The following is a 13,051-nucleotide window of genomic DNA, read 5'->3' as shown; positions in this document are numbered from 1 at the left end:
CCCGCTCAGAACGGGTGCTGGACCTCGTCCGGGGCGACCGTCACCCACTGGATCTCGGTGAAGGCCTCGAGGTTGGCCTCGGGGCCGCCGAAGCGTCCGCCGTTGCCCGAGTCCCCCACGCCGCCGAACGGGGCGTTCGCCTCATCGGCGACCGTCATCTCGTTGATGTGCACCTTGCCCGAGCGGATGCGGTCGGCGACCTTCATGGCCTCCCCCACCGGGCCCATGATCGAGATGGACAGCCCGTACTCGGAGGAGTTCGCGAGCTCCACGGCCTCGTCCACGGAAGCGACCGAGTGCACCGGGGCGACCGGTCCGAAGATCTCCTGCGACCAGGCCGGCATGTCCGCGGTGACGCCGGTGAGCACCGTGGGGCGGTAGAACAGGCCGTCGTGATCGGCTCCGGTGCTGGCGGCCGCTCCCGCGGCCAGGGAGTCCTGGACGATCGAGTCGATGGACTTGAGCTGGCCCTCGTCGATGATCGGGCCCAGGTGGACCTGACCGGTCGACGGGTCCCCGACGGCCAGCGCATCCGCCCGCTCGGTCAGCCGCTGCACGTACTCGTCGTGCACGTCGGCGTGGACGATGTGCCGGCCGGTGGTCATGCAGATCTGGCCCTGGTGGAAGAACGAGCCGGTGGCCCCGGCGGAGGCCGCGAGATCGACATCCGCGCCCGGCAACACGATCGTGGCGTTGTTGCCGCCGAGCTCCAGGTGCGCTCGCTTGAGCCGCTCCGAGGCCGTCGCCCCGATCTTCCGGCCGGCCGCGGTCGAGCCGGTGAAGGAGACCACCCGGACCTCGTCGGCCTCCACGCAGGCGGCCCCGATCTCGCCGCCGCCGGGCAGGACCTGCAGGACGCCCTCCGGCAGCCCGGCCTCCTGGAAGACGCGGGCCAGCGCGAAGCCGCCGATGACGGAGGTGCGCGGGTCCGGCTTCAGCAGCACCGCGTTGCCCGTGGCCAGGGCGGGGGCCACGGAGCGCATGGCCAGCAGCAGCGGGAAGTTGAACGGGGTGATGACCGTGACCACGCCCGAGGGCCGGCGCCGCGAGAACGACCAGTGCGCGCCGTCGGAGGGCAGCCACTGGCCGTGCGGATGGGTCGGGAGAGCCGCGGCCTCGAAGCACTCGGCCGCGGAATTGCCCACCTCCAGGCCGGTCTTGGCGGGGATGCCGCCGGTCTCGCGGATGACCCAGTCGGCGAGCTCGTCGTGGTTCTCCTCGATGACCTGCCCCGCCCGGCGCAGCACGGCCGCGCGCTCGGAGGGCCGGAGCCCGTACCACTGCCGCTGCGCCTCCTCGGCGCGGTGCGCCGCCCGGCGGACCTGCTCCACGGAGGCCGAGCCGATCGAGGCCAGCTCGGCGTCGTCGGATGGATTGCGGACGACGATCGGCTCGCCGTCGCCGTCCTCCCAGGTCCCGGTGAAGATCCTGCCCTCGAACGCGGACGTGTCCAGAAGCGCCATGCTGGTCTCCCTGCTGATCGGGATCCGCCCGGCACCGGACGGATCGTCGGTGCTGCCGAGACTAGCGGCCCGGCGGCTGCGATGTCTCGCATCCGCCGGGCCGCTCGCGGAGCGCCGATCGGGCCGGGAGGCCCGGCTCAGCGGGCTCGGCGCGGCAGGGCGCCGCTCAGCAGGATCTGCTCGGCAGGCTCAGCCCCTGCCGTCCTCGCGCTGCCGGATCACGGGCAGCTCGCTCGGCTCGGGCTCGCGGCGGGACGGGCCCGTCGCCGTCCGGTCATCCGCCGGCTCCGGCGCGCTCGGCGCGGAGGCAGTCCCGGCCGGACGGTCGTCCGACGCGGCGCGGCCGTCGTCGTCCGCTTCGGCATCCGAGCCCTTCTGCGCCCCGGAGCGCTCGAGCGTGGTGGACAGCGGCGTCTCCGGGATGAAGATCATCAGGAGCAGCGCCAGCACCACGAGCGGGATCATCACCAGGAAGATCGGGGTCAGGGCGTCGTTGTAGGAGGACGTGACCGCGTCCTTGACCGGGCCCGGCAGGCCCGAGACGAGCTCCGGGGTCAGCCCGGACGAGGCGTCTGAGCCCTGGTCCCCCATGGCCGCCTGCGCCTGGGCCGGCATGCGCTCGGCGATCAGATCGGTCAGGCGCCCGGCGAAGACCACGCCGACCACGCCGGAGCCGATCGTGGCGCCGACCTGGCGGAAGAAGTTGTTGCCCGAGGTGGCCGTGCCGACCATCGAGCCCGGGAACACGTTCTGCACCGCCAGGACCAGGATCTGAATGATCAGGCCCAGGCCCACGCCCATGACGCCCAGCGCCAGGCACACATGCCACACGGAGTCGTCGACGGTGAGCTGCGAGAACAGGTACAGCGCCGTGATCACGAGCACCGCACCCACGATCGGGTAGGCCTTGTACCGCCCGTAGCGCGAGACCAGGGCGCCCGATCCGATCGAGGCGACCAGCACGCCTGCCATCATGGGGGTCATCAGCAGGCCCGAGGACGTCGCGCTGGCCCCGTGGACCATCTGGAGGTACGTGGGCATGTAGCCGATCGCGCCGAACATGGCCACGGAGATCATCATGCCCGCGACCGTGGCCAGCACGAAGGTGCGGCTGCGGAACATGGGCAGCGGCATGACGGGCTCGGCCGTGCGGGACTCGATGACGATGAAGATCGCGGTGAACACCACGGCGACCACGATCAGGCCGAGGATCTGCGCGGAGGCCCAGTCGTAGGTGCTGCCGCCCCACGTGATCGTCAGGATCACGGCGACGGTGGCCACGGCCAGGGTCAGCATGCCCCAGACGTCGACCGCGACGCGGCCGCGGTGCGTGGGCAGCTTGAGGAAGAAGACGACGCCCGCCAGTGCCACCAGGCCCAGCGCGACGCTCATCCAGAAGGCGTAGCGCCAGCCCGGGCCCTCCGTGATCCAGCCGCCGATCAGCGGGCCGACCACCGAGGACAGCGCGAAGACCCCGCCCATGACGCCCATGTACTTGCCGCGCTCGCGCACCGGGACGATGTCGGCGATCACCGTCTGGGAGAGGATGATCAGGCCGCCGCCGCCGAGGCCCTGGACCACGCGGGCCGCGATGAGCCACCAGATGGTCGGGGCGAGCCCGCCCACGATCGAGCCGGCCATGAACACGAGGATCGCCCCGACCAGCAGGGGCTTGCGCCCGATCTGGTCGCCGATCTTGCCGTAGAACGGCATGGTCACGGTCGAGGCCAGGATGTAGCCGGTGATGACCCACTGCATCTGGTGGACGCCGTCGAGCTCGCCGACGATCGTGGGCAGAGCCGTCGAGAGCACCGTCTGGTTCAGCGAGGCCAGCAGCATCGCGAGCATCAGGGCGATGAAGATCGGCACGAGACGCGGACGCGGGGCCGCGGCCGCCTCCTGCTCCCGCCGCTCATCGCCCCGCACGGCGGGCAGCTGCCCGGTCATCGTCGAGGAGCTGGGCAGGGAGAGGCTGGCCGTGTCGACCGCGGTCAGCGTGCCGGTCGGGCGGTCCCCCGCGGAGCCCTGCCCCGCGCCGGGGCCGCCCCGTGGTGGTGTGGAGGTCATGATCGGTCCGTTCTGCTGAGACTGTCGAGGAGCTCGACCGCGCGGTCGAGATCCTCCGGGGAAGGTCGGGTGCCCGGCACCCGGTCCGGGCTGGTGAGCACGAAGCGCAGCACGGCGCCCGCCATCTGCACGAGCATGCCGATGCGCTGGTCGAGATCGTCGCCCGGCCCGAGGACCTGCGGCTCGAGGCCCTGCTCGGCCCAGCCGCGCACGACGTCGTGCACCATGTGCTCGCAGCGGTGCATCGTGTCCTTGAGCAGGCCCCCGAGACTCGGATGGGCCTTCATGAGACGGCTCCGCAGCTGCGCGCTGCTCGCCGGCATGGCCGAGTACATGAGCTGCACGTACAGCTCGACCACGCGGCGCAGCGTGCAGGACCCCTCGGGCGGGTGCTCCGCGATCCCTGGCGGGAGCTCCGGGTCGCGCACGCCCAGGAGAGCGTGGTCCTTCGACGCGAAGTAGTTGAAGAAGGTGCGCGGGGAGACCCCCGCCGAGGCGGCGACCTCCTCGACCGTGACGGCATGGAGCCCCCGGTCCAGGACGGCTTCGGCCGCGGCGACATGGAGCTCATGCCACGTCTGGGCCTTCTTCCGCTCCCTCAGGCTTGATTCTTGCACCTGTGCATTTTTGCATCACTGCCAATGGTGCACAACTGCACTTCTGGTGAGGATCAGCACAGCGGGATGATTCTCGTGACGTATCACGTTACTGAGGGCGGAACATCGCTCACCCCCAGGAGATGACATGACCCAGCTCGGCTTCCTGTCCTTCGGACACTGGTCGGACGTGCCCGGATCGCAGACCCGGACCGGTGCGGACGTGCTGCACCAGGCGATCGACCTGTCGGTCGCCGCGGAGGAGCTCGGCGTGGACGGCGCCTTCTTCCGCGTGCACCACTTCGCGCAGCAGCACTCGGCGCCGTTCCCGCTGCTCTCGGCGATCGGCGCCCGGACATCGCGGCTCCAGATCGGCACGGGCGTGATCGACATGCGCTAGCGCATGTTCGTGTTATGGCTCTCGTTTTCTCGGTCCGCGTCCCTCTACAGGTACCGGCAGACCTGGTCTGGGCTGCATGTGTCGGGGTCCGGGTGCGCGGCGTCGTGCCGGAGGTCGGCGATGGTGCCGTGCAGGGCGGTGAGCTGGGCGATCTGCTGCTCGATCTCGGCCAGGCGCGCGTCGAGGAGGTCTCGCACGTGCTCGCAGGGCGCGTGGCCGCTGTCGCGGATGTCGAGGATTTGGCGGATCTGGGCGAGGGTGAGGCCTGCGGCCTGGCCACGGTGAACGAAGTCGATCCGGGCGACGGCGTCGGGCGCGTAGTCGCGGTACCCGGATGGCGTCCGGTCGGCCGGGGGCAGCAGTCCCTGCTCTTCGTAGAACCGGAGCGTCTTCGAGGTGGTGCCCGCGCGTTCGGCGAGTTCTCCGATGCGCATTGCGGCCTCCGATCATTCGGCAGGGGCCACGCTTGACCTTCCCCTGCACTGGAAGGTCCAGTATGGCTGAAACGGAACAGAAGTCCAAGCCTTGACGGGAGCAGCGATGCCTACGAAGTACGATCTCGCCATCATCGGATCGGGCGGCGGAGCGTTCGCCGCCGCGATTCGCGCGACCATGCTCGGGAAGTCGGTGGTGATGATCGAGCGTGGCACGCTCGGCGGCACCTGCGTGAACACGGGCTGCGTGCCGTCGAAGGCCCTCATCGCCGCCGCCGATGCACGGCACGTCGCCGCCGACGCCGCCGACCGGTTCCCGGGGATCGCGACGACGGCAGGCCCAGTGGACATGCCCGCGCTGATCGCCGGGAAGCAGGCGTTGGTCGAGACGATGCGGGGCGAGAAGTACGCCGACGTCGCCGATTCATACGGGTGGCACGTCCGGCGGGGAGACGCCGGGTTCGCGGGCACCCCGGACGCGCCGGTGTTGGAGGTCACCGCCGCAGACGGAGCGGTCGAGACGATCGAGGCCGAGCACTACCTGGTCGCCACCGGTGCGCGGCCGTGGGCTCCGCCGATCGACGGCCTGGACGAGGCCGGGTACCTGACCTCGACCACGGCGATGGACCTGACCGAGGTCCCCGAGTCGATGCTGGTGCTCGGCGGCGGCTACGTTGCCCTGGAGCAGGCGCAGCTGTTCGCCCGCCTCGGCTCCCAGGTCACCGTGCTGGTGCGGTCCCGGCTCGCGTCGAAGGAGGAGCCGGAGGTGTCCCGGACACTGCAGGAGGTGTTCGCCGACGAGGGCATCCGGGTGGTCCGCCGCGCGGTGCCGACCCGGGTGTCCCGGGACGCGGCGACCGGGCAGGTCGTGGTTACCGCGGACGTGTCCGGCGGCTCGCAGGAGTTCCGCGCCGACCAGGTGCTCGTCGCCCTCGGACGCCGTCCCGTCACCGACGGCTTGAACCTCGATGCGGTCGGGGTGAAGACCGGGGACTCCGGCGAGGTGGTCGTCTCCGACCATCTGCAGTCGTCGAACCCGCGGATCTGGGCCGCGGGCGACGTGACCGGGCACCCGGAGTTCGTCTACGTCGCGGCCCACCACGGCACCCTCGTTGCCGAGAACGCGTTCGCCGACGCCGACCGGTCCGTCGACTACTCCCATCTGCCGCGGGTGACGTTCACCGGACCGGCGATCGGCGCGGTCGGGATGACCGAGAAGGAGGTCGTCGCCGCGGGGATCCGCTGCGACTGCCGCGTGCTGCCCCTGGAGTATGTGCCCCGGGCGGTGATCAACCGCGACACCCGCGGGTTCATCAAGATCGTCGTGAACGCCGATACGAGCGAGATCCTCGGCCTCACCGCCGTCGCCAAGGACGCCGGGGAACTCGCCGCCGCAGGCGTCCACGTGCTCGGCAAGACCATCGCCGAAGTCGCCGACGCCTGGGCCCCCTACCTGACCATGACCGAAGGCATCCGGATCGCCGCGAAGTCCTTCACCACCGACCCGTCACTGCTCTCGTGCTGCGCATGAACGGCAACGCATGCAATCGGGGAGATCTCATCCGGAAGAGGTGCAGACGATGAGCGCCGATCACGACCGCGACGAACGGCGCGCCGGTCCCATCGTCGCCGCAGGGACCGGGCTGCTCCTACTGGCATGCTGCGCGCTTCCGTTGCTGCTCTGCTGCGGCCTGCCGCTCATCGCGGCGGGCGGAGCACTCGCAGGCGTCGGAGGGCTCCTCGGCAATCCCTGGATCATCGGTGCCGGGATCGCCGTCGCGATGGCCGTCACGGCCGGGATGCTCGTCAGGCTACGGCGGCGGCACCGAGGCCGCAGGACTGGCTGCTGCGAAAATCCTTCGACTGCTGATCGGAACCGGTAGCTCGATCGGATCCAGCCATCACCGCCAACGGGGCCACCTCGGCATCCCGCGGCCCTTCCAGGTCTCCACGAGACCGGCGACCCAGCGGACGGACGCGAAGAGTCCGTAGCCGGCCCCGGCGAGGCCCATGGAGACCACGAGCCAGCGACCGATCCCGAGCCACACGCTCCCGTCCACGTCGAGGGCCCACTGAGCGCCCGTGATAAGCCCGGCGACGGCCATCCAAACACCCGCGACGATCACTGCGACCGGCAGCAGCGCGAGGCACATCGACGCGGCGACAGACCAAAGCTGACGGGCCTCCAGCTTCGCCGTTGTGGCGATGATCTTTTCGGTCCGCTCGTTCGCGGCGTCAATCTTGGCTGTTGCCACGGCCCCGGCGTCGGCAGCGGCCCTCTCGATCGACTGCACAGCCTGATCCCGGGCCGTGCTGATCGCACTCGTCGCCTCGGCGCTGGCTTGGGTGATCGACTCCCGCCAGGCCTTCTGCGCACCGTTCGCGGCCCGCTCGAACTTAGCCCGGCTCTCATCGAGATGCTTGGCGGCAGCCTCGGACTTAGAGGCTGAGCCCTTCAGACTCTCCCCGTTGAGGTTCACGCTCATACCCGCGAGAGTGGACGCGATTCCGGCGAGCAGTTCGCTGTTCTCGTTCGACTCCGGCGGCGGCGACGTTGAGGTCAGCTGATGCGAGATCGCGGAGAGCTGCTTCTCCTGCTCCTCGCTGTCCACCTTCACGAACCCCGCGAGCTTCTTCTGCTGCTCGGTCAGCGTGGCGATCCTCGTATTCTGCGCCTCGACGGCGGCGAGGATCGAGGTCAACAGCTCCATCGTCTCCGGACTGCCGAGCGGTTGCGGCGACTGCACGGGCCCGTTCTGCTGCTTCAGCCTGTCGAGTGCTGCGCTCATGTTCCTGCTCCTTCTGCTGCTGGTGGTAGTCGAAGAACGCCTGCGCGCCCTCCGGGGTGAAGTCCGCCGAGAGTGCGCTCGTGCGCTTGCGGCGCTCGGCACGCCCGGACTCGCCGCGGCGGTCCTCGATGTAGAGCGTCCAGGTCTCCTGCCCGGCGCGTTTGCCCTTCTTGCTGACGGGGCTGTGCAGCCGCATCCGTGGCACCCGATCCCCGTCATCACCGAGCTGCTGGTTCTGCTCCTCGATCACCGAGACCAGACCGGCCTTGTCCACCGCGCGGGGATCGGCCAGCGCCGCACTCATCCGGTCGCCCATCTCGCGGTCGAGCGACCCCTCGGCGAAGTCTTCGCGGCGCAGCTCCCAGTCCTTCGGCGCGTGCTCCAGCCGCTTCACGACCGAGAGCCCGTGCTCGCGCATCAGCTCGTCGTTCGCCGACTGCACGCCCTTCTGATTCCCGGCCTTGCGGTCGTGGAACGTGCGATAGTCCGAGAGCGCCTTTCCCGTGCGGTTGTTGTGATTGAGAACCAAAATATGGTTGTGCGGCTTCTTTCCCCGCCCATCCACATGACTGACGACGAGGCAGTCGGAATCCGGGTGCATCTTCTTGGCGAGCTGGTAGCCCAGGTCGTTCACCCGCTGCACGTGTTCGGGGTTCTTCGGGTCGAACTCCTCGTCGCTGAACGACTGGCGGTAGTGCAGCGCCTCGACCTCGCGCGTCGTGTTCTGCGTGAGCGCCCGAGCGCGCGCCGAGAACGCGCCGGGGCCTCCCGGCACATCGCACGTGATCGCGACGCCCCGCTCGTCCTCCTTGCCCCGGATATAGCGCTCCGTGTCGGCGGCGCTGGCGCTCGGGCTGTAGTGCGTCGTGCTCATGACGCCGTCCGATCACCGAGCAGGGCGCGGACCTCGCGCAGCAGCTCGATCAGCTCGGGCACCTCCGACGACAGCGCCACCGCCTCACCGGCACGTGCTCGGTGGTCCAGGTCGTTGACGTTGATCGCCAGCGGGCGGATCTGCGCGGCCAGCTCGCGCGCGTCCGCCGACACCTGCGCGCGCGCCTCGACGCCGAGCAGGTGCGCGGCCACGGCGGCGTCCAGCTCCTCGCTCCGAGAGGCGTGGAGGGCATCGCGCACGACGGCCCGCACCCACGTGCTCGGAGCCAGCCCGAGCCGCTTCGCACGAGTGCGAAGCGCCGCGAGCGTGGCCTCTCCGAAGTCGGTATCGAGCTTCGCGCGGCCCCCACGACGACGCTTCGCGCCGCCGTGACTCTGCCGCACAGCCTCCGCATCAGCCCGACCCGTGTTCACCTGGGAGTCGGTCTGCTGCTCCACCTGTACGCCAGAGTGGCAAGCAGTAGGCATGTCGGACACATCGCTGACGCTCGTGTCCTCCATGCCTGCTTGCGAGGGGCCTCCGGCCCCCTCGACCCCCTGGAAGAGCGCGTCCAGTTCGGTGCTCATGCGGCACCTCCGATCAGTGCCAGCGGCACGTCCGGACTCCGCACGGCGAGCCCGCTCAGCAGCTCCGCGACCGCGCCGTCCGCGTCGTGGTCGGCCGAGGTCTCCGGACCGTAGGTCAGTTCCCGCGACCCGGCGTTCCGGTGGTACGCGTTCCCGTACATGCCGGGCGTGTGCGCGGCGGCCGGAACGCTGCACTGATGCCACTCGTAGGGCTCGATCCTTCCGATGTGCTGCACGAGGTAGCGGTTGATCTCGTCGGCACGGTAGACCTTCACGACCGAGGCCAGGCGGCGGATGAACTGGTCCAGCGCCTCGTCCACGTTGCCCTTCTGACGGGCGTAGTAGAAGAACTCGACGGGCTCGATCGTCGCCGTGATGACGATGAGACGCGGGGCCACCTCGCCCTTGTTCTTATAGCGCGCCTTCGCCGGGGAGGCGTTGTACGGATCGAGCAGCAGCAGCCAGTCGTTCGCGTCCATCGCCGAGGCGCGCAGATCGTCGAGCAGCAGCACTTCCTCCCCGCGCCAGTCATCGAGGGGGTTCCCCGTGGCGGCCCGGTAGACCTGCCACCGCTCGCCGTGGGCGTTCGCCGCGTTGATCGCCTCGGTGATGAAGTCCGTGGCGAACCGGGTCTTGCCGATACCGGCATCCCCGTGCACGAATACCACGTGCGTCGAGAACTCACCGGCGCGGAGCTTCGCCGCCGCCCGGTACGCGCGGCGTTGACCGTAGGCGGACAGGGCATCGTCGATCTCCCGCTGATGCCGCGAGTAGATGTCGAACAGTTCATCGGTAAGCATGATCTGATCGCGCGTGATCTCGCCCTGGAGCACGCGCTCGCGCATGTCCTCGAAGTTCTCGGCGACGACCTTCTTCTTCACGTGGGCGCGACCCTTGAGCCACGTCTCCCGGCGCTGGGCGTCGATGCCGAGGTAGTCCGGCCCGCGCACCGTGGCGACCTCCGAAGGCGCGTACTGGTGCTTGTCCGCGTACTTCACGTGCGTCAGGTACGAGAGCATGTTGTCGAAGGCGTACCGCCCGCGACCGGGCTTCTCGACGTACTGCGGTTCGACGCCGATGCCAAACGCGAGCCGATCCAGAGGCGCGCTCTTCGCGCGGCTGGCGAACTTGATCACCGCGTGCAGGTGATCCGGCTTCGGCTCGACCACGAGGGTCTTCTCGGTGTCGCTCCAGACCTCGCGCTCGTCCTTGTCGTGCACGATGCCGTAGGCCTCGACGACCTCACAGCCGATCGCCTCGAGCCGCTGCACCACGTAGGCGAGGATCGCCCCGGCTCCCTGCTGGAGCAGCGCGGCCCCGTTCGCGTCCTCGGCGACCCAGGTCCAGTACGACGGATCGAGGTACTGCGTGAGCCCGATGCTCGTCGGGTTGTTCTCCTGCTTAGCCACGGCGACCACCGCCCAGGACGTCGGAAGGAGCGTGCGGCGCCTTAAATGACCCCCTATTGACCCCCAAATGATCCTGCGGGGTCACGCGGTGGAGCGAAGGCGAAACCGGCAGCTGACCAGGCATGTTGTTGCATGGCGCGGCAATCGACAAGCCCTTGCCGCGCCCGTAGGAACGGATGAGGCTTCCAGAACTCTTGGAGTGCGGAGCACGGATGAGGACGGGCATCACGACGACGGGCAGCCCGCCTCCGGCGGATGCCAGGCCAGGCCCATCGGTCGGGCTGGTCAGGTCAGCGGGAGCGGTGGCGCTGGTGCGTTCGGCGGCGTTCATCGGGCACCACCCTTGCGGTAACGCTTGATGACGGCCTGATGCGTGACGCCGAGGGCGTCGCCGATCTTGGCCCAGGTCACCCCGTCGGCGCGGGCATCGGCGACGGCCATCTCGACGGCCTCCTCCAGCACGGAGCGGAGCACGCCGAGGTCGTAGAGGTGCGCTTCGCTGTCGGCGAGGGTGGGGTCGCCCACACGCCAGCGGAAGCCGTTCACGTGGGCGAAGGCGGCGGAGTTGGCGCTCATCAGCGATCACCACCCATCACGGCGGCGACCGCGGCCCGCTGGCGCGGAGTCAGCGGCGTGCGGGCCAGGCGCTCACCAGCTCGGCGACCGGCGGCGAGGGCGGCAGCGATGACGGGATCGAGCCCATCAGCCTGCGGATCGGGGGTCGAATCCTGGTCGAGCCCAGGGCAGTCCAGCGCAGATGCGCGGGGAGCGTCGATAACGACAGACATCGGAAGTCCTCAAACATGAGTGTGCTTCCGGTTCCCCGCCACGGTAATTGGGCTGTTTGACCGGCTACTCATCCGGGAGTAGTACCGCCAGCTTCAAAGTCTGGCCCCCGGTGGGATCTTCTTGTCTGCAACCATTCTCCCACGAGTCGACTCACCAGTCCACTGACGAGTCGACTCGCGTGTCAGTCGCGACGCGGCTCTATACGAATGAGGTCGGGGTCGAACTTCACGTGACCGGGCGCGATGGGCTCGATGGCCACCGTCACCAGCTCGTCCACGAGCATCCGGCGGCGGTCCACGTCCAACGTCTTCCACTTCGCCTCGACCACCTCGCGGCGCTCCGCGGTGCCGACCGGCTCGTCCACGTCCGCGAGCAACTTCGCCGCCACCGACACCGAACGGTCGAGCAGCTCCGCGTCGATCTCATCGATGCGGGCCTTCACGTCGTTGATCGCCGCCGTGATCTCCAGGACCGGCTGATGGATGTCACGCAGCAGCGGGCTCAGCTCCTTCACCCGCTCGACCAGGGCGTTCCGCTCCGTCAGCAACTCCTCGTGATCTGGCCCATCGTCCTCCTGCGGCATCACGAGGTTGTGCACATCCACCGAGGACAAGCGGGTGAGCACCGCCTCGGTCACCATCGCATCGACGGGCTCGCGCTGGCGGGTGAGATGGAACTGCTCGCCGCAGCGGTACGTCGGCTGCTTGCGACTGTTCGTCCCGGAGACGAGCGTCGCGCCGCACTTCCCGCACAGCCCGATCGTGGACAGAAGGTACTTCGGCTGGTTACCCTGCCTCGCCGACCTTCGCACGTTGTCCTCCAGCTTCGCCACCGCGGCCCGCCACGTTTGCTCGCCGACGATGGGCGGGAACGCGTCGCCCTGCACCGGGTACAGCTCGCCCGACGCGTAGTGCTTGATGTAGCCAGCGTAGAGCGGGTTCGCCAGGAGGTAGCGCACGGCATCGACGGAGAACTCCGACCCGCGGGCGGTGAGATGACCGGCACCGTTCAGATCCTCGCGGATTCGCCGGATCGACAGCGACGGCTCGCCGAGGAACGCGGCGAAGGCCCGCCGGACGGCGTCGGCCTCCTCCGGGATCAGCTCGCCCTCTCGCGTCCACCCGAACGCCTTCCAGGCGCTCGTCGGGATGCCCTCGAAGCGTCGGCGCTCGTTCGACCTGATCTGACGCTCCGCCTTACGCCTGGCCTCGAACCGGGCCAGTGCCGCGAGCATCGTCGCTCGGAACTCACCGTCGGCCGTCGAGAGGTCGATCTCGCCGTCCACGGTGACGACCCGCAGCCCCAGGTCAATCAAGGTGTTGAGGTCCTTCGTGCTGCGCAGCAGCCAGTCCATGTCCACGGCGACCACCATCGAGAAGCGGCCCGCGCGGGCGTCGTCCAGCATCTCGGCCCAGCGGGTGCCAGCGCGGCGCTTCTTCGTCGCCGACACGGCGTTGTCCTCGTAGACCTCGACGACGTTCCAGTCCTTGGCCTCGGCCAGCGCCCTGATCTTCCTCAGCTGCGTATCGACCGTCCAGCGGTCGCCCTTGCGGTCCATGGAGGCGCGGACGTACGCGGCCACCTCGTTCGTCTTCCTCAGCGCTACCAGTTCGACCATGCAACCAAGCTTACGGAACGAGTGT

Annotated in this window: 10 protein-coding genes and 2 pseudogenes; 2 read left to right on the top strand and 10 right to left on the bottom strand. The window is 69.4% G+C overall.

Annotated features, from left to right (window positions below; translation table 11 throughout):
• Positions 1–5: 5 nt before the first annotated feature.
• The 3 genes from FSY66_RS01835 to FSY66_RS01825 all read right to left on the bottom strand — a co-directional run bounded on the left by FSY66_RS01835 (position 6) and on the right by FSY66_RS01825 (position 4,147).
• Positions 6–1,463, bottom strand: coding sequence for an aldehyde dehydrogenase family protein (locus FSY66_RS01835; protein ID WP_144790651.1), 1,458 nt, complete (start codon positions 1,461–1,463; stop codon positions 6–8).
• Positions 1,464–1,652: 189 nt separating this feature from the next.
• Entirely contained in the window at positions 1,653–3,530 is a 1,878-nt protein-coding gene (locus FSY66_RS01830) for an MDR family MFS transporter (protein WP_144790649.1), read from the bottom strand.
• A complete protein-coding gene (locus FSY66_RS01825) occupies positions 3,527–4,147 on the bottom strand; it encodes a TetR/AcrR family transcriptional regulator (RefSeq protein WP_144790647.1) in 621 nt (206 codons plus the stop codon). The genes FSY66_RS01830 and FSY66_RS01825 overlap by 4 nt, the downstream gene beginning before the upstream one ends.
• A 127-nt stretch (positions 4,148–4,274) precedes the next feature.
• Here FSY66_RS01825 and FSY66_RS01820 point away from each other — a divergent pair.
• Positions 4,275–4,523: pseudogene (locus tag FSY66_RS01820) on the top strand (LLM class flavin-dependent oxidoreductase); the annotation flags it as partial.
• A 47-nt stretch (positions 4,524–4,570) separates the two neighbouring features.
• On the opposite strand, the gene FSY66_RS01815 reads toward FSY66_RS01820, so the two are convergent.
• A complete protein-coding gene (locus tag FSY66_RS01815; protein WP_042529932.1) occupies positions 4,571–4,960 on the bottom strand; it encodes a heavy metal-responsive transcriptional regulator in 390 nt (129 codons plus the stop codon).
• A gap of 106 nt (positions 4,961–5,066) precedes the next feature.
• Between FSY66_RS01815 and merA the strand changes: the two genes are divergently transcribed.
• Positions 5,067–6,491, top strand: a complete 1,425-nt coding sequence (gene merA, locus FSY66_RS01810) for a mercury(II) reductase (protein WP_061225165.1) — start codon at positions 5,067–5,069, stop codon at positions 6,489–6,491.
• A 370-nt stretch (positions 6,492–6,861) separates the two neighbouring features.
• Here merA and FSY66_RS01800 read toward each other — a convergent pair whose 3' ends face one another.
• The 6 genes and pseudogenes from FSY66_RS01800 to FSY66_RS01765 all read right to left on the bottom strand — a co-directional run bounded on the left by FSY66_RS01800 (position 6,862) and on the right by FSY66_RS01765 (position 13,026).
• Complete coding sequence (locus tag FSY66_RS01800; protein ID WP_396350865.1) at positions 6,862–7,749, bottom strand: hypothetical protein; 888 nt, start codon at positions 7,747–7,749, stop codon at positions 6,862–6,864.
• 412 nt (positions 7,750–8,161) lie between these two features.
• Positions 8,162–8,623 (bottom strand): annotated as a pseudogene (locus FSY66_RS13080) (relaxase/mobilization nuclease domain-containing protein); the annotation flags it as partial.
• Entirely contained in the window at positions 8,620–9,210 is a 591-nt protein-coding gene (locus tag FSY66_RS01790; RefSeq protein WP_035123391.1) for a hypothetical protein, read from the bottom strand. The gene FSY66_RS01790 and the pseudogene FSY66_RS13080, both read right to left, overlap by 4 nt.
• Positions 9,207–10,628, bottom strand: coding sequence for a Rep family protein (locus tag FSY66_RS01785; RefSeq protein WP_144790642.1), 1,422 nt, complete (start codon positions 10,626–10,628; stop codon positions 9,207–9,209). Before FSY66_RS01785 ends, FSY66_RS01790 begins: the two co-directional genes overlap by 4 nt.
• 318 nt (positions 10,629–10,946) lie before the next feature.
• Positions 10,947–11,195: a helix-turn-helix domain-containing protein gene (locus FSY66_RS01775; RefSeq protein WP_035123395.1), complete on the bottom strand. Its 249-nt coding sequence runs from the start codon at positions 11,193–11,195 to the stop codon at positions 10,947–10,949.
• A gap of 394 nt (positions 11,196–11,589) precedes the next feature.
• Complete coding sequence (locus FSY66_RS01765) at positions 11,590–13,026, bottom strand: recombinase family protein (RefSeq protein WP_144790640.1); 1,437 nt, start codon at positions 13,024–13,026, stop codon at positions 11,590–11,592.
• Positions 13,027–13,051 lie beyond the last annotated feature (25 nt).

The organism is Kocuria palustris (genome assembly GCF_007666205.1).
Classification (GTDB): domain Bacteria; phylum Actinomycetota; class Actinomycetes; order Actinomycetales; family Micrococcaceae; genus Kocuria; species Kocuria palustris_A.
This window is presented reverse-complemented; position numbering and strand designations above follow the sequence as displayed.

Excerpts from the sequence above, each read along its gene's own strand:
- FSY66_RS01835 (WP_144790651.1), bottom strand. The coding sequence starts at position 1,463 with ATGGCGCTTCTGGACACGTCCGCGTTCGAGGGCAGGATCTTCACCGGG.
- FSY66_RS01830 (WP_144790649.1), bottom strand. The coding sequence starts at position 3,530 with ATGACCTCCACACCACCACGGGGCGGCCCCGGCGCGGGGCAGGGCTCC.
- FSY66_RS01815 (WP_042529932.1), bottom strand. The coding sequence starts at position 4,960 with ATGCGCATCGGAGAACTCGCCGAACGCGCGGGCACCACCTCGAAGACG.
- merA (WP_061225165.1), top strand. The coding sequence starts at position 5,067 with ATGCCTACGAAGTACGATCTCGCCATCATCGGATCGGGCGGCGGAGCG.
- FSY66_RS01800 (WP_396350865.1), bottom strand. The coding sequence starts at position 7,749 with ATGAGCGCAGCACTCGACAGGCTGAAGCAGCAGAACGGGCCCGTGCAG.
- FSY66_RS01790 (WP_035123391.1), bottom strand. The coding sequence starts at position 9,210 with ATGAGCACCGAACTGGACGCGCTCTTCCAGGGGGTCGAGGGGGCCGGA.
- FSY66_RS01775 (WP_035123395.1), bottom strand. The coding sequence starts at position 11,195 with ATGAGCGCCAACTCCGCCGCCTTCGCCCACGTGAACGGCTTCCGCTGG.
- FSY66_RS01765 (WP_144790640.1), bottom strand. The coding sequence starts at position 13,026 with ATGGTCGAACTGGTAGCGCTGAGGAAGACGAACGAGGTGGCCGCGTAC.